Genomic DNA, 16461 nt, shown 5'->3' with positions numbered 1-16461 from the left:
ATCCTTAATTATTATTACCCTTAAATTTTAGATTTTATCCATTTCAAACAAGCAGTTATTCATTATTTCAGTGAAAACATTCCTGAAGTTTGGTTCATAAACAACTGCTGGTTTTAAATTAATTAAAGCTTCTACAAACCTCATATCATAGGGTATCATTCCCAGTAAGGGTATCTGGTTGTTCTGAAAATAATTCTGTAACTGGTAAGAGAAGTCCCGGTTAATTCCCCATTTATTGATAACTACCCCACAGGGAATGTTGAAATGATCAATCAATTCAATGGCCCTTTTAAAATCAAGGAAAGCTACAGTAGTTGGTTCAGTCACCAGAATTACATAATCACTTCCCCTTACAGAGGCAATGACAGGGCATCCAATCCCTGCTGCTGCATCTATGACCATATAATCCGCACTTATTTTATCTGCAATTTCTGCGGCTCTAGCTTTTAGAGTGTTAACCACTTTACCTGAACCTGATTCACCTACCTTCAACTGTCCTGAAACTATTGGGAACCCGTAATGAGTTTTTCCAACACCGATACTGGCATTTTCAACTTCTTTCATTTCAATGGATTTAGTGGGACAGGTTATCAGGCAGGCCCCGCAACCCGTGCACAACATCTCATTGATTTCAGGTATTTCCTCATGCATATTCCATGTTATAGCTGAATAATTACAGGTATCAAGGCAGTACTTATTAACTTGACATTTTGGACAGAATTTTAAGGACTGGCATTTATTTAGTGATATTTGAGCTTTTTGGCCAGTATTTAATGGTTCCCATCTGTCAAATTCTTCTTCATTAAGACCCAGTACCAGAGCTAAATTTGGTGCATCAGCATCACAATCAACAGCTACAATTTTATTATTTTCTGCAAGCATTACTGCTATTGAAGCAGTTAAAGTACTTTTACCAGCACCTCCTTTCCCAGATAGAATTGTAATGGTTTTCATTGAGGTAACACTCCATCTGCACTGCTGGTTTTAATAGAGAGGTTTAATATTGAATCTGCTAATTTTTTGATGTTTTCATGGGTTACTGGCTGATTTCTGGCGTGTTTTTTCAATATATCTTTTTCATAAGGGATTTCCTGAATTAAAGGAATGTTGAAGTCTTGTGATACTATTTTAATAAGGTTGAGATCACCCATATCAGATTTGTTAACCACTATCTGGACTGGTGTCTCCATTATTTCCAGTAAACTTAAGATTAACTCCAGATCATGTTTTCCCAGTGGAGTTGGTTCAGTGACTGCCAGAGCCAGGTCCACCCCCATTAAGGCGTTTATTACATTGCAGTGGGTCCCGGCAGCAGTATCTATTATAACATATTCATACCCATTATTGGGTAGTTTATCCTCACCATACGGGACATTCGAATTTTGATTGATATTTGAATTAGAAATGGATTCCCTAGATGAATTAGAAATCACTTCTCCAGAATCAGAAATTACTTCTCCAGAATCAGAAATTACTTCTCCAGAATCAGAAATTGATTCCTCAGATGAATTAAATTCCCCAGAAACTAAATCAAGAGCATAATCACGGGTAGCTTTTACCAGCAGTGATGTATTCTCACAACCAACTTCAATCTCACCCCATACCAGAAGCAAATTCAAATCATTGTTTCGCTGATATTTACCCTGATATATTGCCCCGATAATCTGTTTTCCTTCCTGAATAGCATCAAATGGACAAACCAATAAACAAGCTCCACAACCATTGCATTGCCCGGATATGAATGGAAATTTATCTTTGACAAATATAAGTGCATTTTCTCTGCAAACTTCTGAACATGCCCCGCATTTTGAACATTTGTCCTGATTAAAAAAGGGGAGTAATGACTCAACATCCTCAACCTTTTCTTGGGTGGTTGATAAGATTATGCGGTCATCAGGACATTCAACATCAGCATCAACCAAGATGACTCTGTTTTTACGGGAAAGTTCCATGGCAAGTGAAGTAGACACTGTTGACTTTCCAGTACCACCTTTTCCACCAGTAATGGCTATTTTAATGACATTATTGTTCATAATATCCTCTTTTACATCATTCCATGGATTGAAAATAACTGCCCAAGTTATCTTCCCCTAAATTTTCCGTTTCCCATTCCACGACCCCTAGGAGCAGAAGGATTTAACTTTTCCAGTTTATCCTGAAGCATTAATGTTAAATTTTCCTCAACAGTACCTGGAACCATTTTATACATGGTTATTTCAAGTTGTTTCAAAACTTCAAATGCATTAGGACCTACTGATCCAGATATAATTACATCCACCTTTTCATTCCCCATAATTCGGGCGGTTTTAATTCCAGCACCTCCTCCTTCATTTACTGCAGGGTTAGGTATGACTTTAATTTCTTTGAAGTCTCTATCCTCCCCATCCACCATTATCAAGTGGGAGCACCTTCCCAAAACAGGACTAGCCTGTGAATCCAGATTCACTCCGTTTGATGCAATTGCGATTTTCATCTAATCCCCTTCTAATTACTTTTTTGAATTAAATACTTTATTTTCAATCTTGGAAACTATTTTAATGAATTTTTTAGATATTTCAGAATCAGGATTCTCCAGAATGAATGGTTTCCCCTGGTCTTGAGTTTTCCCTACCCCGGTCTCTATGGGTAAACTTCCCAAGTATGGTACATCCAATTCTTCTGCCAGTTGTTTTCCCCCACCCTTACCAAGAATATTGATTTCTTCATGGCAATGAGGACAGGTAAACCCAGACATGTTCTCTATGATTCCCAGGATAGGAATATTCAATCCTTTAACCATGTTAACACATTTACGGACATCTTCACCCGCAACTGCCTGAGGAGTGGTGACCATGACCACCCCATCCAGAGGACTGATGGATTGAAGGACAGTTAACGGTTCATCACCAGTTCCAGGTGGATTATCAATTACCAGAACATCCAGGTTTCCCCAGGTAACATCGGATAAAAACTGTCTTATAGCTCCTGTCTTTTTAGGTCCCCTCCAAATAATAGGAGCACCCTTGACCGGTAGCATGAACTCAATTGATAAAACTTCCAGGTTTTCCATGGCTTTAACCGGTAATATTCCCTGAGGTGACTGTTTTAAAATTGCATTTTCCACCCCCAACATATGTGGAACATCAGGACCATGCAGGTCCACATCAATGATACCAGTCTGGTAATTTTCTAAAGCAAAAGCTGCTGCCAAGTTAACTGATACAGTTGACTTCCCCACACCCCCTTTACCACTCATAACTGCTATTTTATGACTGATATGACTCATACGTTTTACTATAGTGATTTCTTGCTGCATTAAGAGTTTTTTCTGATCTTCTTCTGAATCTATATCCATTTCAGTATCTGTTTTCAAATAACCATCCCATTATTCTTAATAATGTACGAATACACCTTTATTTAAGGATTTTAGTTTTCATTAATTTTTTAAATCGCTTTTTTGAACCTTTATTTAAGGATTTAAATTTAGAATGTCTCACCAACACTGCCAATTATTTTTCAAAGCTCACCTAAATCACTTCATTCAGATAACGAAGTGATTAAACTAATGGCCATCAGCACATACTGTATCCATAGTGGCTGGTTTTAATTTACTGTCTACCCAGCTTTGTAGTGCTTCCATTACTGTTCCTGATGCACCGACATAAACCTCAATGCCCGCTTTTTCAATCATTTGCACTGCTTTTTGGCCTAGATTTCCACACAAGAGTATGTTAGCTCCAGAACCTGCGATAAATTCACCCGGAGTCATCCTTCCCCCCAAGTGTTTTGATCCGCTTTCCAATACCTGGAATTTTTCTATTTGGTCATTTTCCCATTTGATTAACACAAAGTAAGGTGTTTTACCTAGATGTTGGGACACTTCTGCCTGTAAGCCTTCATTGCTAAGACTGGGAACACATATTAAACTCATTTTAGTTCTCCTCCATTTTATCAATCAGATCCGCATAGTGGAAATCCACATTCTGGACATTTTGTTTGACGGCATGGCACTCCCGGAGTCTTAGGAGATTCATATCCGCATTTATGACATTTACATACCCTTGGAGGTCCACCTCCCATCCTTCTACCCATTTGTTGGTTTCTTCCAGATTCTGTTTGTCCGGTTGGTTTTGTTAGCTGTTCACCTTCAAAAGTTATCAATTCTATCTCTTTAGAATGGCAATCTGGACATTCATCAAAGTCCTTTACAGTGTGCCATTGCAGGCCACAAATTTTACAGTGATACTCTTTTTTATCCATAACTTAATCTCCTCCTATTTGGATGATTTTCCAATCTATTTCAGATTATTTTCCACCCATTTGGATTAATTTACAATCAAGACACCTATTTTCTGAATCTTAAGTAAGTTACATGAACTTACTGATCAGTGCCAGACAGGTATTATGAATATATATTCAAAACCCCATATAAACATTACCATTCCTATGAAAATAGACCATTTAAAAAACCCATCAAAACAATTTAAAAATTCATTTAACCATATAATTAACTGCGGATAAAAAGAATTAAGAAATTTAAAAATAATTATGAAATTATCTTAGAATATATATTCATTAAATACAGATCACTAAAACATGCCCAAAACTAAAAAAACAATTAACTGGTTTCTGGTTTTAAGGAGATTAGAATCATCTCACACCTTGAACCCAACCTCATGGGAGGCCCCCATGTACCAGTACCCTGGGATACGTATAATTTAGTTCCTTTGTAATCATAAAAGCCCTGCATGTAAGGGAACATCAGCCTGACCATGAAATTAAATGGTATCATCTGCCCATTGTGAGTGTGGCCAGAAAGCTGCAGATCAATACCTGCATCATGGGCATTCTCCAGCTCCTGTGGAAGGTGGTAAAGCAGAACTGATGGTTTTTCACTGTCAATTTCCAGCTTTGAAAGTGTGTTTTTAAGGTGTTTCTTCCCATAATGATATCCAACACCAATTACCTGTATTCCTTTAAAGTCAACCAGTTCTCCCTGAAGCATCCTCAGCTTGGTGTCTTTTAGAACCCGGAAAACTTCATCCAATCCTTCGTAAGTTTCATGATTACCTGTAACAAAAAATACTGGCATTTTTAGATCATCTATTGCTTTAAATGTATGTTTATGCAATCTGGCACTGCCATCAACCATGTCTCCAGTTATAAAAACCACATCAGGGTTTAGTTTGTTGGTTTCATTGACAATCCTATCCATGTAACCTGAATTTCTAACAGAACCAATATGGATGTCTGATAGGTGAACCGCCCTGATATCTTCATTCAAACCTTTTAATGGTATTTCCAGTTTTGTAAGTTTCAAAGTGTAACTATTATAAATGGAATATGCACTGATAACCGTTACCAGTATTGCTATTAAAATACCGGCACTTTCACGGGGAACTGGAATAAACCAGGAGAGTATCAGGTAGATGATTAGTAAGAACAAAAGATAGAATGATATTCCCATCCATGCTGATGCTGCAGTGTAGAATACTCGAGTTATGTTGTTGGAAACTGTGCGTTCAATCAGAGTGGCAACAGGATAGGAAATTGCGGCAATTATCATTACTATGTAAAATCCAGTATCCATTGGCAAATCCAAGAGAAATGACATTCCCATAAAAACATAGTAGTTCAGGATTAGAAATCCCACAAAAAATAGGGATATGAACATGGTGTACTGCAGGATTCTTCTCATTTTTAAACCACCCTAATTCATTCAAAACCGGAATACATCATAACTGCCAACAGAACCATTGATTGATTAATTCTCATTTTTTTCTATTGCAAACCACATTCAATACAGTTGAATCAAATTTCATAATTGGATCAATTTCATTACATTTAGATATATATTCTTCAGAAAATACTTTAATTTAACAATATTTAGCTTAATTTAAAATATTTAGCCTTTATTAACAATAATTTATCTTAAAAAATGGATTAATGCGCTATAACTTATTTTTATAAATTTATGATTATCTTTTTAGATTATTAGTTTAGATTTCAGTTTAGATTTCAGTTTAGATTTCAGTTTAGATTTCAGTTTAGATTATCACAATTTTAAATTATCACAATTTTAGATTATGGAAGTTTCAGGCAGTAATTTCACCAGAATGTAATCGTACATCAAAGATTTTTTAATCTCAGAGACATCACCCAGACGGTAATCATCCACTTTAACCTCGGCAATCTGGTCCTTGTACTGGTCATAGTTCAGTTTAACCCTCACTCCATCCAGCTGGCTGACTATTGGTGCAGGGGAATAAATTTCCTTTACTGCTTCAACCTGGTTTTCAATTTCTGTTTTCACCAGTATAGACGGGACTATAGGCGGATCATCCATCATCTCTTTACGCCGATTATCCAGGATATCCTCAACAACATCTACCAGGTTCCTAAGGGCCCGAATGTTTTCCCCTCTTTTTAAACGACGGGGGATCCTGCCCAATCCACTAACATAAGCTGTGGCCCCGGGTATGTCTTCCACATTCATCTCCGGAGCACCGGTAACCACCACTGGAATGTCAATATCTGCGAAAAGGTGAGTTTTGTTCATGAGACATTCCCTGAAGCTTCCCAGGGCAAAAACAGCCAGATCATGTTCTTCAATGAGTCTCTTCTCATCCTCTGAAATGCGTGATATTCCCTTACCTGCCCCTCGGGATAGGCCTATCATGTTATCCTTAGCCCCGTAACGTCGGAGGTACTCGGAGATATCACAGGCAGAGTGTGGTAGGTGCTGTCGGGCCAGTGTGGGGGATACAATGGCAATTTCTGTTCCTGCCATTGGAGCTCTTTTAATTTTCCCCAGAAGTTCACTGGATTTTTCTTCGACCTTCTCCACATCTTCCACTGGCACCGCCAGGGTGAGGACCAGATCCATCTGACTGGTGGTTTCCTGCAAAACGAAACCTCCCAGATCCTCGATAAGCTCAGTAATCTCTTCGTGTTTGTGAACTCCGCCAGTATAGGTTAAGGTTTCGTACATAATCTACTCTCCAGAATATTATATCTCATTTGTGCTCTTTCAAGGGGATTTAAGGAGGCATTTTTATGGGAAGGAATTTCCACTGCCCTATCACCCATAAGCTTTATTTCTCTCAAGATATCCTTATTCCTGCCCTCTTTCAGGTAGTCAGGGAAAACTAAAAAGTCTGGTTTTTCTTTAACCAGGGCAAATCCCATGTCAGCTACTATGTCTGTGATAAAATTAGAGTACACCTTAACTTTTATTTTTTTCCTTTCATCCATTGTTTCCATTTCCCTGGAAACATAAACAGAATCTTCCCATTCACCCAGGTCCAGTTTTTCCGTTTTTAAAGTGTTTGAAATAATATCAATACTTTCATAAATTTGTTTAAAAGTATTCAACTTTATTTTAAGGTTAGGAACTTGGGTTTTGGTCTCAGATAGTACAATAGCCAAGTCTGCACCCTCAAAATTGTTGTCCTGTTTTACAATGTACTCTAAAACACCAGCCAGTCTTACTGCTTCCTGACACATGGGGGTGGTATAAATTTTCATGGAAACCTCGATTTACTAATCCCTGATCATTTTATTATTCACTGATCCTTCAGTTACTACATTATAATAGATCATCTAAATAATTTCTTTCTGGAACATTAGATTCTTCTGGTAACATTAGAATAAGTAGTTGAAATATTAGAATAGACTCACTTAAAAAAATCAGTTAAAATCCATTGAATTTCCATTATTTAACAGTGTAATCATTAGAATTAAGCTACCAAAGAATTTAAATAATAAATAAAACAAAAAAATAACATAACAAGACCTTTTTATACAGGTCTCGGGATGTGAATAAATTGTTTGGAGCAGATGAACCCCCAAAAACGGCCCCAATAAAAGAAGGGGAGGAATATGAGGTTAAAATTGAAGATTTAGGTAAGGAAGGCGATGGAATCACAAGAATTGAAGGTTTCGTGGTCTTTGTGCCTGAAACAGAGGTGGGTGAAGAGATCAAGGTTCGAATAACCTCGGTGCGGAGAAGATTCGCCTTTGCCGAGAAGGTTCCAGAATAAAAGGAATACTAAAATCTTTATTTTTTCCCCCTTTACTATCTATTTTTGGTGTTATTATGCAGGTTTCCCTGAGTTTTGAGAGATCATTATCTAAAGATGTGGCCATTATGGTCGATGTACTTCGTGCCAGCACCACCATCAGTGTGGCTCTGGAAAAAATCCCCAATATAATCCCCACCCTGGAAATAGAAGAAGCTCTTGCACTGGCACCAAAGCATCAAGCTTTCCTTGCGGGTGAAAGGGGAGGAGCAACCATTGAAGGATTCGATGTTGGAAATTCACCCATTGAAATCCAGAACTTATGTGGTGAAACCCTTATCATCACCACCAGCAATGGAACCCGAATTTTAGAAGGTATCAGTGGTCGTGCACTGGTAGGTTCTTTTATAAATGCCAAGGCCGTGGCAAAAAAAGCCCGGGAAATTGCAGTGGATCATATTGAAGTGGTTATGGCTGGAGTAAGAGGACAGTTTGCCATAGAAGATTTCCTGGGTGCCGGTGAAATAATTTCCCACCTGCAGGATCAGGAACTGGATGAAATGGCACAGGCAGCATGTATGGCGATTGGAAACCATGAAATGGTTGATCATGCGGTTAAAAACTCCAGATCAGCAAAGAATCTTAATAAACTAGGATTTGAAGAAGATGTGGATTTCTGCCTACAGAGAGATAAATTAAAAATAGTTCCTGAATTTAAAGATGGATTAATCAGAATTTTAGAATAATCAACAGATTAAAATCTGGAATAATGAATGATAAAATCTGGAAAGGACAAGCTTTTTATAGGGCTACATCATATTTATAGGCTCATTATTATAACTGAAAAAACTAGGAAATAATAATAAATAAAAAGGAAAATTATTAAAAAAAATTCATTTTATCAATTAAACATAATTAAAACTTTTTAGTTGAATTTGAGTGATTTAATGGCACCAGACAATTTAACAATCATTGGTACAGCTCACGTATCAGAAAAGAGTGTGGAAGAAGTAAAAAATACCATCATAGAGTGTGAACCAGATATCGTTGCAGTGGAACTTGACGCGGCCCGTTACCAGAACCTCCTCAATGAAAAAAACGGTGTTCAAGAGGATAAAGAGATAAAGATACGGGAAATTTTAAAGAATAACAATTTCACCATGTTCCTGGTGAGCGGATTCTTAAGTTACTTCCAGAAAAAAATTGGAGAAGAAGTGGGAGTTAAACCTGGCTCAGAGATGATGGCTGCTGCAGAAGCTGCCACTGAAGCTGGGGCCAAAATAGCCCTTATTGACCGGGACATCCAAATCACCCTAAAACGGGCCTTGAATCGTATGAGCTTCTGGGAAAAGGCTAAATTCATTTACAGCATCATAGCATCATTTTTCAGTAAAGATGAGGCCATTGAAGATATTGAAGATATAAAACAGGGCGACGCCCTGGAGGAAGTAATGGGATACTTCCAGGAGATGTCCCCCCGTGCCTATGAAGTTCTGGTAGCTGAAAGAGATGCATATATGGCCCAAAGGCTCCTTGATCTTGAGGGAAACGTGGTAGCTGTGGTAGGGGCAGGTCATAAAAAGGGTATCCAGAAGAACATGGAAAATCCCCAGGATATACCCCCACTTTACCAGCTGGTGGAATTAAAAGAACCAAGGATCAGTGCCAGTAAAATTATTTTATTCGCAATTCCAGTGATATTCATATTAATATTCGTATTTGCATTCCTGAAGGGGATTAACATCCAATCCGGAATTCTGGAGTTCGTCCTTCTAACTGGGGGGCTGGCCTGTGCAGGGTCACTTCTAGCTGGATCCAAAATCCCATCGGCCATCACTGCATTTATAGTAGCCCCATTCACCGCAATACACCCCCTTCTGGCTGCAGGCTGGTTTGCAGGAATAGTAGAGGCCAAACTTAGAGGAGTGTCCATTGAAGATCTGGAAAACTTACCCAAGAGTGAAAGCCTGCGTGATATGTGGGATAATAGATTGTTTAGGATACTGCTGGTGGTGGTAGGAGCCAATATTGGTACCATGATCGGAGTATTCTTATCTATACCTAACGTTCTCATGCCTTTGATCAACAAATTAATGGGTATGTGAAGTCCAACTGGAATATAAATTATAGTTCACAGTATTTATTAAATGAACTTGATTAAAATTCATTTCTTTTTTTAAAAATTCACAATATTTTATATCTTCAATAAATTCTCCTGTAAAATCTATAAATCCTGTATAAAAAATATAATATAGATACCAAAATAAAGAAGGAAAATATACAATAAAATGATGATTTCATTTAATCTTCTAAGTTTTAATCTTCTAATTCTCACTTAATCTTCAAAGAATCTTTAAAAGAGTTGGTTAAATGTATTTAATATTCAGATGTGACTGTGGACGGGCAGTTTATGCCAAGGAAGGCGTGGCACGGAAAAAATGTGTCTGTGGGAAGAGTTTGAAGGTTGCCGAAAGGAGAATTATAGCCAAAACCGAAGACAATCAAACAGCCTCTGAAAAGGTGCAGGAACTTCAGGAAGAAAAATATGGTGGAGCCTACTTTACTACTGCCGATAAACTATGAATTACATCATCCATTCATGTAATCAATCCAGAGTTAATCCTAAAACTTAATCTAAATTCATCCTAAATTTAATTAAAAAATTGCATAAACTAAACTCTATAAATATAAGGTATCATATTAATTCTTAAGTCTTTCAAAAATAATCTCCCATAAAAAAAAATCCTAAAATAATAAATAAATCCTAAATGGACTATTTTATGAAAGAAAGTATCTACCACCTTACCCGAAAAGGTGAAAGAAAAAACATAGAATTCAAAGAAAGTCTTAATTCTAATACTCACCTTTTTACTGAGCGTGAAAAGCACCTGGCATCCCAGATGAAGTACCGTCTGGAAAGGGGTCATGGCGAGGCTATTTATTTTATTGGAGTGGATGATGACGGTCTGCTGGTGGGGCTGGAAAAATCCGCAATGGATGAATCCCTTTACGTACTGGGTGAACTGGCCCGTGAAATTAATGCCAGAATCACCGATGTAGAAAAGCAAACTGCAGGTAAGGGAGAAGTGGCTAAGGTAATTATCAGCCGCCAAGAGAACAGTAAAAGCGACCATCTACTTATTGGAGTTGCCGGGCACGTGGACCATGGGAAAAGCACCCTGGTGGGAACTTTAACCACTGGAACAATGGACACTGGTTCAGGAAGCACCCGCATATTCCTGGATGTTCAAAAACATGAAATAGAACGTGGTTTATCTGCTGATCTATCCTTCGCTGTTTACGGGTTCAAAAATGGAGAACCAGTACGTATTAAGAATCCCCTTAACAAAAGGGATAAAGCACTCATGGTGGAAAAGTGCGATAAACTGATCTCCTTCGTGGACACTGTTGGCCATGAACCATGGCTCCGCACCACCATCCGCGGCATTGTAGGTCAAAAACTGAGCCACGGCCTGCTGGTGGTTGCAGCTGACCAGGGACCAACCCATATTACCAGAGAACACTTAGGGATAATTTTAGCCATGGAATTACCGGTTATAGTCGTAATGACTAAAATTGACATGGTAAATGAGGAAAAAATTAAGAATACTCGCCAGGAGATCTTCGACCTGTTAAAACTGGTGGGAAGAATACCCTATATGGTTAAAACCAAGGAAGATGCAAATTTTTTAACAAAAAACATGAATCAACACCTGGTACCAGTTATTAAAGCATCTTCAGTTACTGGTGAGGGACTTGAACTGTTAGATCAACTTTTTTCTGGCCTTGAAATGCCATCCCATGATGAAGATTCCCAGAAACCATTTATGATGTACATTGATAAGATCTACTCAGTTTTAGGTGTGGGAACTGTGGTGAGCGGTACTATCAGACAGGGAAAAGTCAAAAAGGGTGAAAAACTTATTTTAGGACCTTCAAGTTCCGGGGATTTCCTTCCGGTGAATGTTAAGACCATTGAAATGCACCATTACCGAAAAGAAAGTGCCGCTGTTGGCGAAGTGGTTGGAATTTCCATCGCAGGGGTAGAAATGGATGAAATCAGGAGAGGAATGATCATATGCCACCCTGATTACAATCCACGTGCCGTGAGAGAATTTGATGCAGATGTGGCCATACTGGTGCACCCTACCACCATTAAAGAGGGTTATGAGTGCATAACCCACATCGAGACCATAGCCGAAACCACCTGCTTCAAGCCACTTAACCTGGAATATCTATCTGCAGGAGACACCGGATCAATAAGAATGAGATTTAAATACAGACCTTACGCAATCCGTGAAGGTCAACGATTAATTTTCAGGGAAGGAAAGAGTAAAGGTGTGGGTACAGTAACCCGTTTAGTTAGTTGATATACATAGGTTAGTTGATACATAAAAAAACAATTAAAAATGCCGATTATCAACACATTTAAGTTAAGAATGTGTTTCTAATAAATTTCTTCTAAATTAGCAACATCTTCTAATTATAATACTTTTTTTCATCTTAACTCATTTTTTATAAATTCCTGCATTTCACAGGCCTTACAGATGGAAGCAGATGATGGTTCACCGCATATCTGGCACTCATTAATTTTAACCTTTTTCTTATCTATATGCAGGTTTTTCTGGAAAAATTGAAGTAAATTCAGTTTGTTACCAGGCCGGTTCTCCTCCAGATGGTTAAGGTAATTTTTCAGTCGGGAACGGAGGGATTGGTAAGCATATGGGCATTCTGCCAGGTGCACGTCCACTTCATTCATAACCGCCCACATTCCCACCTCCTTTTCTGGCACCAGCCACAGTGGCTTGATACGTGGAACCATCTTAGGATGGATACGCTCCTGTTTCGGTCCGAACTTGGCAAAACGCCTAACATCCGCCCGGGCAAAACTCATTAGAAAAGACTGAACTTCATCATCCAGGTTGTGACCAGTAGCCAGTTTATCAGCCCCCAGCTGGTGAGCTGTTCGGTTTAATAGGTAACGCCTGAAAACACCACAGGGAACACAGGCAGTCTGGAAAAATTGGGCTGCCTGATCCAGGGAGAACCCCATCTCACTTTCCAGGGACACTTCATGGTACTCCACTCCCAGTTCAGAGGCATTATTCCGGGCAGATTCTGTTCCATCTTCACGATAACCAGATATCCCTTCATCAATGGCAATGGCCAGAAGTTCAAAATCAAACTCATTTTCACATAAAAGTTTATCCAGAATATGCAGGGTTAAAACACTATCTTTACCACCTGAAAGGGCAACTGCTACTTTATCCCCTTCATCGATCAGGTTATAATCCATTATTACCTTTTTAACCTTATTTTCAAGTTCTTGATTGAAGTTCTGGTAATCCCGGTGTTTCATAAAAAATATATGACTGCCAGAACATAAAAATCAATATGATATCTGCAGAACTGACCGTAATCCCTATAGGCACCCCTGGGTCCAGTCTCAGCAAGTATGTGGCCGCTGCTCTGGCTGCACTGGATGAAGCTGAGATAAAATATCAGTTAAGTGGCATGGGAACCCTTTTGGAAGCTGAAAATCCAGATGAACTTTTTTGTGCAATTAAAATTGCCCATGAAGCAGTTTTTAAGGCAGGTTCCCAACGTGTGGTAACCAGTGTTAAGATCGATGACCGCAGGGATCGGCAACGAACAATGGCAGACAAAGTACACTCAGTAGAGAAAAAACTGGGATAAATGAATAATTTAACTTGCTTACGGTTTATGATTAGATAGTTGTAACTATGGAAAAATTCCTAATTTAATCGAAACTAGAGAAAATTTGGTTTAAAATAAGTGGAAATTGAATTAAATAATTGAAAATTAAATAAATTACTGGAATTAATTGACTTAAATTGAAAAAGGATTAAAAAAGAATTGAAAAATAATTGTTTTGAACCCTAGAAAAACTTGTCTGAAGCTGCTTCTAGTGAAATCACTACTGTTTCCAATTCTTCTACTGATAAAGAAGGATGCACTGGTAGGGATAATACCTCAGAGGTTGCTTTTTCAGTTTCAAGACATTTATCATTGTATCCCATGTTCTGGTAGAGTTCCTGTTTGTAAATAGGGACTGGATAGTGTATTCCGGTTCCAATTCCTTCCTGGTTGAGGAAGTTCATCACATCGTTCCTTTTTCCATCTTTAACCCTCACCGTGTACTGGTGGAATACGTGTTTCACCTGTGGGGAAACAAATGGAGGTTCAATGCACGAAATTCCCTTTAAATGCTCGGTAAGGTATTCTGCATTTTCTATTCTCTTCTGATTAAAGCCATCCAGTTTCTTCAGTTGAACCAAACCAATGGCAGCAGCTATGTCAGTCATCCTGAAATTGTATCCCAGAACAGAATGATGATATCTTTCCTTTTCCCCGTGAGCCCGTAGTATCCTGACCATATCCGAAAGTTCAGTGTTATTGGTGGTTACCATCCCACCTTCACTGGTGGTCATGTTCTTGGTGGGATAAAAACTGAAACAGGCCATGTCACCAATGGATCCTACCATCTCATCCTGGAACATTGCCCCATGTGCCTGGGCAGCATCCTCCACAACTGGAATGTCATGTTTTTCAGCTATTTTTTTAATCTGGTCCATCTTGGCTGGTTGACCGTAGAGGTGTACCGGGAGTATGGCCCTGGTTTTTTCGGTTATGGCTGCTTCAATCTGGTTAGGGTCCAGGTTAAAGGTCTTGGGATCAATATCAACAAAGACTGGTCTGGCCCCAACATATAGTGCGCAGTTACCAGTGGCTGCAAAGCTAAAGGGAGTGGTTATAACCTCGTCACCATTACCAACACCAAGAGCTAGTAGGGATAGGTGTAATGCTGTGGTTCCTGAACTTACAGCAACTGCGTGTTTTGTTCCAACGTAGCTGGCAAATTTTTCCTCAAATTCTGCCACTCGTGGGCCCTGGGCTATGAACCCGGACCTTAATACTTTTTCCACTTCTTCTATTTCTTCTTCACCGATGAGGGGTTTGGCAACTGGTATCATGAATTCACCTAAGTACTTAAATTGTCACTTCAATATTTAAATAAATAAAGTAGGACAAATACGTACATCAAATTACTTTATTTTATAATCAAAAACATTTTATGTACTTTTGTTAACAATTTTTCATTGGTTTTAATCTCTTAAATAATATATCCTCTTGTAAAAAATAAGGGGAGAAATTCCATTAAAAAAAAATCCCATTAAAAAATATATGTATATCTGAAATTCCAAATTTTAAGGTCTGGAAATTTCTTTTAACGGAATATTTTCACTAAATCTTCCTTACGATTCCAGAACAGAATTGTAAGCACTATTAAGGCAGCCAGTATCATGAAGGGTATGCCTGAAAATGGGTCAGATGCAGGGGCTGTGACCAGGGAAGGAAGTTCACCAAGTCCAGAATCTGCGGAGTTGAAAAACAGGGCAATATAAAGATTGTTGGCTATATGGATCCCCATTGCTGTCTCTATTCCATTATCCCCCAGTGCTATTACACCCAGCATAATACCCATTATGAATGTGGAAGCTACAATGGACAGATCCATATACAGGTCAGTTCCATTGAAAACATGTACTGATCCAAAAATTATGGCCGTGATTAGAATAGGGAACCATGGCTTTGCTAAACGAGCGAATATTCTGGATAAAGTGTTGAATAATGAAGATAAACTGCTGAATCTTCTTGCCAAATTCCCAAATCTCTTAGATAACGCATTTGGTAATAGATTAACCCCCTGCATAAGGTATCCTCTGAACAAAATTTCCTCGAATGAGGCCTGCATCGGGAAAACAAGGAGACATAAAACCAGGAGAATGGCAAAACTACCAAGATCGAGGTTTTTCTGGTAATTCTGGGAATTGAAAATCAGATCAGGTAAATTGAAAATCGCCAGCACTGCAATCCATAATATCAGTCCTTTGAGTAACATTTTCCAGCGTAAACTGGAAACCGTGTTTATAACTGATAACAATCGTTTATGGTGTAAAAAACGCAGGCAAATGTAGAAAAGGAAAAATGAAACTGCATAGCTAACTCCAATGAGAACAATGAGAACAAATGGGCTTTGAAGGGTTCCCTGAATAATTTCGAGGATGTTAGTCACGTTACCACTGGCAGATAAAACAAAAGCATACACCACCAAGAATAATACAACTATCACTCCTGCTACCAGACTGCCTGCAAGCAGAGATATAATGACAGTTAATAAATATTTCCACCAGTTATTCTGACCTTCATTAGCATTATCTAAAAATGGTATTGACGACATGGTACACTCCTTATATAAGATGATCTCATTCTATTACCTAGTCCCATATACTTATTAAAAGTTAATGAATTAATATACGATTTGAAATATGATTTGAATCCATAATACATCTATAAACTCTGGAATAATATAATAGATAACATTATAAAAATAATTTAGATTTGATATATTTCGATTTATAAAATGATTTAAGATTTA

The 16461-nt window shown here is 38.2% G+C and carries 18 protein-coding genes; 6 read left to right on the top strand and 12 right to left on the bottom strand.

The features are described from left to right. Positions 1-27 precede the first annotated feature (27 nt). The 9 genes from A994_RS09395 to A994_RS09355 form a co-directional block, all read right to left on the bottom strand. Positions 28-954: a nucleotide-binding protein gene (locus A994_RS09395; RefSeq protein ID WP_004031263.1), complete on the bottom strand. Its 927-nt coding sequence runs from the start codon at positions 952-954 to the stop codon at positions 28-30. Further along, entirely contained in the window at positions 951-2033 is a 1083-nt protein-coding gene (locus A994_RS09390; protein ID WP_004031261.1) for a nucleotide-binding protein, read from the bottom strand. Before A994_RS09390 ends, A994_RS09395 begins: the two co-directional genes overlap by 4 nt. 47 nt (positions 2034-2080) lie before the next feature. Then, positions 2081-2473, bottom strand: a complete 393-nt coding sequence (locus A994_RS09385; protein ID WP_004031260.1) for a NifB/NifX family molybdenum-iron cluster-binding protein — start codon at positions 2471-2473, stop codon at positions 2081-2083. Positions 2474-2488: 15 nt separating this feature from the next. Beyond that, positions 2489-3334 carry an Mrp/NBP35 family ATP-binding protein gene (locus A994_RS09380; RefSeq protein ID WP_048204197.1) on the bottom strand — a complete coding sequence of 282 codons (846 nt, stop codon included), beginning with the start codon at positions 3332-3334 and terminating at the stop codon, positions 2489-2491. Positions 3335-3541: 207 nt separating this feature from the next. After that, positions 3542-3910, bottom strand: a complete 369-nt coding sequence (locus tag A994_RS09375) for a NifB/NifX family molybdenum-iron cluster-binding protein (protein WP_004031258.1) — start codon at positions 3908-3910, stop codon at positions 3542-3544. A 20-nt stretch (positions 3911-3930) separates the two neighbouring features. Further along, positions 3931-4239: a hypothetical protein gene (locus A994_RS09370; RefSeq protein WP_004031257.1), complete on the bottom strand. Its 309-nt coding sequence runs from the start codon at positions 4237-4239 to the stop codon at positions 3931-3933. Positions 4240-4597: 358 nt separating this feature from the next. After that, the gene (locus A994_RS09365; RefSeq protein ID WP_004031256.1) at positions 4598-5677 is read right to left on the bottom strand and encodes a metallophosphoesterase; all 1080 of its coding nucleotides are present in this window, start codon (positions 5675-5677) and stop codon (positions 4598-4600) included. Positions 5678-6058: 381 nt separating this feature from the next. Beyond that, on the bottom strand, positions 6059-6970 hold the full coding sequence (locus A994_RS09360; RefSeq protein WP_004031254.1) for a methanogenesis marker 7 protein: 912 nt from the start codon (positions 6968-6970) through the stop codon (positions 6059-6061). After that, positions 6955-7506, bottom strand: coding sequence for a hypothetical protein (locus A994_RS09355; RefSeq protein WP_004031253.1), 552 nt, complete (start codon positions 7504-7506; stop codon positions 6955-6957). The genes A994_RS09360 and A994_RS09355 overlap by 16 nt, the downstream gene beginning before the upstream one ends. 299 nt (positions 7507-7805) lie before the next feature. Between A994_RS09355 and A994_RS09350 the strand changes: the two genes are divergently transcribed. The 5 genes from A994_RS09350 (at position 7806) to A994_RS09330 (ending at position 12370) form a co-directional block, all read left to right on the top strand. Continuing rightward, entirely contained in the window at positions 7806-8021 is a 216-nt protein-coding gene (locus A994_RS09350; RefSeq protein WP_004031251.1) for a TRAM domain-containing protein, read from the top strand. Between the two features lie 56 nt (positions 8022-8077). Beyond that, positions 8078-8746, top strand: a complete 669-nt coding sequence (gene comB / locus A994_RS09345; RefSeq protein WP_004031249.1) for a 2-phosphosulfolactate phosphatase — start codon at positions 8078-8080, stop codon at positions 8744-8746. A gap of 201 nt (positions 8747-8947) precedes the next feature. Next, complete coding sequence (locus A994_RS09340) at positions 8948-10105, top strand: TraB/GumN family protein (RefSeq protein ID WP_004031247.1); 1158 nt, start codon at positions 8948-8950, stop codon at positions 10103-10105. 265 nt (positions 10106-10370) lie between these two features. Next, on the top strand, positions 10371-10583 hold the full coding sequence (locus tag A994_RS09335; protein ID WP_004031246.1) for a DUF1922 domain-containing protein: 213 nt from the start codon (positions 10371-10373) through the stop codon (positions 10581-10583). Positions 10584-10780: 197 nt separating this feature from the next. Further along, positions 10781-12370: a GTPBP1 family GTP-binding protein gene (locus A994_RS09330; RefSeq protein ID WP_004031245.1), complete on the top strand. Its 1590-nt coding sequence runs from the start codon at positions 10781-10783 to the stop codon at positions 12368-12370. Positions 12371-12498: 128 nt separating this feature from the next. Here the strand turns inward: A994_RS09330 and A994_RS09325 are convergent, their stop codons facing one another. Then, the gene (locus tag A994_RS09325) at positions 12499-13359 is read right to left on the bottom strand and encodes a TIGR00269 family protein (RefSeq protein ID WP_004031244.1); all 861 of its coding nucleotides are present in this window, start codon (positions 13357-13359) and stop codon (positions 12499-12501) included. Between the two features lie 35 nt (positions 13360-13394). On the opposite strand from A994_RS09325, the gene A994_RS09320 reads away from it, so the two are divergent. Further along, positions 13395-13697, top strand: a complete 303-nt coding sequence (locus A994_RS09320; protein WP_004031243.1) for an MTH1187 family thiamine-binding protein — start codon at positions 13395-13397, stop codon at positions 13695-13697. 203 nt (positions 13698-13900) lie between these two features. On the opposite strand, the gene A994_RS09315 is transcribed toward A994_RS09320, so the two are convergent. Continuing rightward, positions 13901-14995: a DegT/DnrJ/EryC1/StrS family aminotransferase gene (locus A994_RS09315; RefSeq protein ID WP_004031242.1), complete on the bottom strand. Its 1095-nt coding sequence runs from the start codon at positions 14993-14995 to the stop codon at positions 13901-13903. A 254-nt stretch (positions 14996-15249) separates the two neighbouring features. Further along, the gene (locus A994_RS09310) at positions 15250-16263 is read right to left on the bottom strand and encodes a CPBP family intramembrane glutamic endopeptidase (RefSeq protein WP_004031241.1); all 1014 of its coding nucleotides are present in this window, start codon (positions 16261-16263) and stop codon (positions 15250-15252) included. Positions 16264-16461: the final 198 nt, after the last annotated feature.

Origin of the sequence: Methanobacterium formicicum DSM 3637 (genome assembly GCF_000302455.1) — an archaeon.
Taxonomy (GTDB): Archaea; Methanobacteriota; Methanobacteria; order Methanobacteriales; family Methanobacteriaceae; genus Methanobacterium; species Methanobacterium formicicum_A.
The sequence above is the reverse complement of the archived record's forward strand: the minus strand, read 5'-3'. Positions and strand labels throughout refer to the sequence as shown.

Bases quoted from the DNA above. Each gene is read 5' to 3' on its own strand.
- A994_RS09395 (WP_004031263.1), bottom strand. From the start codon at position 954: ATGAAAACCATTACAATTCTATCTGGGAAAGGAGGTGCTGGTAAAAGT.
- A994_RS09390 (WP_004031261.1), bottom strand. From the start codon at position 2,033: ATGAACAATAATGTCATTAAAATAGCCATTACTGGTGGAAAAGGTGGT.
- A994_RS09385 (WP_004031260.1), bottom strand. From the start codon at position 2,473: ATGAAAATCGCAATTGCATCAAACGGAGTGAATCTGGATTCACAGGCT.
- A994_RS09380 (WP_048204197.1), bottom strand. From the start codon at position 3,334: ATGGATATAGATTCAGAAGAAGATCAGAAAAAACTCTTAATGCAGCAA.
- A994_RS09375 (WP_004031258.1), bottom strand. From the start codon at position 3,910: ATGAGTTTAATATGTGTTCCCAGTCTTAGCAATGAAGGCTTACAGGCA.
- A994_RS09370 (WP_004031257.1), bottom strand. From the start codon at position 4,239: ATGGATAAAAAAGAGTATCACTGTAAAATTTGTGGCCTGCAATGGCAC.
- A994_RS09365 (WP_004031256.1), bottom strand. From the start codon at position 5,677: ATGAGAAGAATCCTGCAGTACACCATGTTCATATCCCTATTTTTTGTG.
- A994_RS09360 (WP_004031254.1), bottom strand. From the start codon at position 6,970: ATGTACGAAACCTTAACCTATACTGGCGGAGTTCACAAACACGAAGAG.
- A994_RS09355 (WP_004031253.1), bottom strand. From the start codon at position 7,506: ATGAAAATTTATACCACCCCCATGTGTCAGGAAGCAGTAAGACTGGCT.
- comB (WP_004031249.1), top strand. From the start codon at position 8,078: ATGCAGGTTTCCCTGAGTTTTGAGAGATCATTATCTAAAGATGTGGCC.
- A994_RS09340 (WP_004031247.1), top strand. From the start codon at position 8,948: ATGGCACCAGACAATTTAACAATCATTGGTACAGCTCACGTATCAGAA.
- A994_RS09335 (WP_004031246.1), top strand. From the start codon at position 10,371: ATGTATTTAATATTCAGATGTGACTGTGGACGGGCAGTTTATGCCAAG.
- A994_RS09330 (WP_004031245.1), top strand. From the start codon at position 10,781: ATGAAAGAAAGTATCTACCACCTTACCCGAAAAGGTGAAAGAAAAAAC.
- A994_RS09325 (WP_004031244.1), bottom strand. From the start codon at position 13,359: ATGAAACACCGGGATTACCAGAACTTCAATCAAGAACTTGAAAATAAG.
- A994_RS09320 (WP_004031243.1), top strand. From the start codon at position 13,395: ATGATATCTGCAGAACTGACCGTAATCCCTATAGGCACCCCTGGGTCC.
- A994_RS09315 (WP_004031242.1), bottom strand. From the start codon at position 14,995: ATGATACCAGTTGCCAAACCCCTCATCGGTGAAGAAGAAATAGAAGAA.
- A994_RS09310 (WP_004031241.1), bottom strand. From the start codon at position 16,263: ATGTCGTCAATACCATTTTTAGATAATGCTAATGAAGGTCAGAATAAC.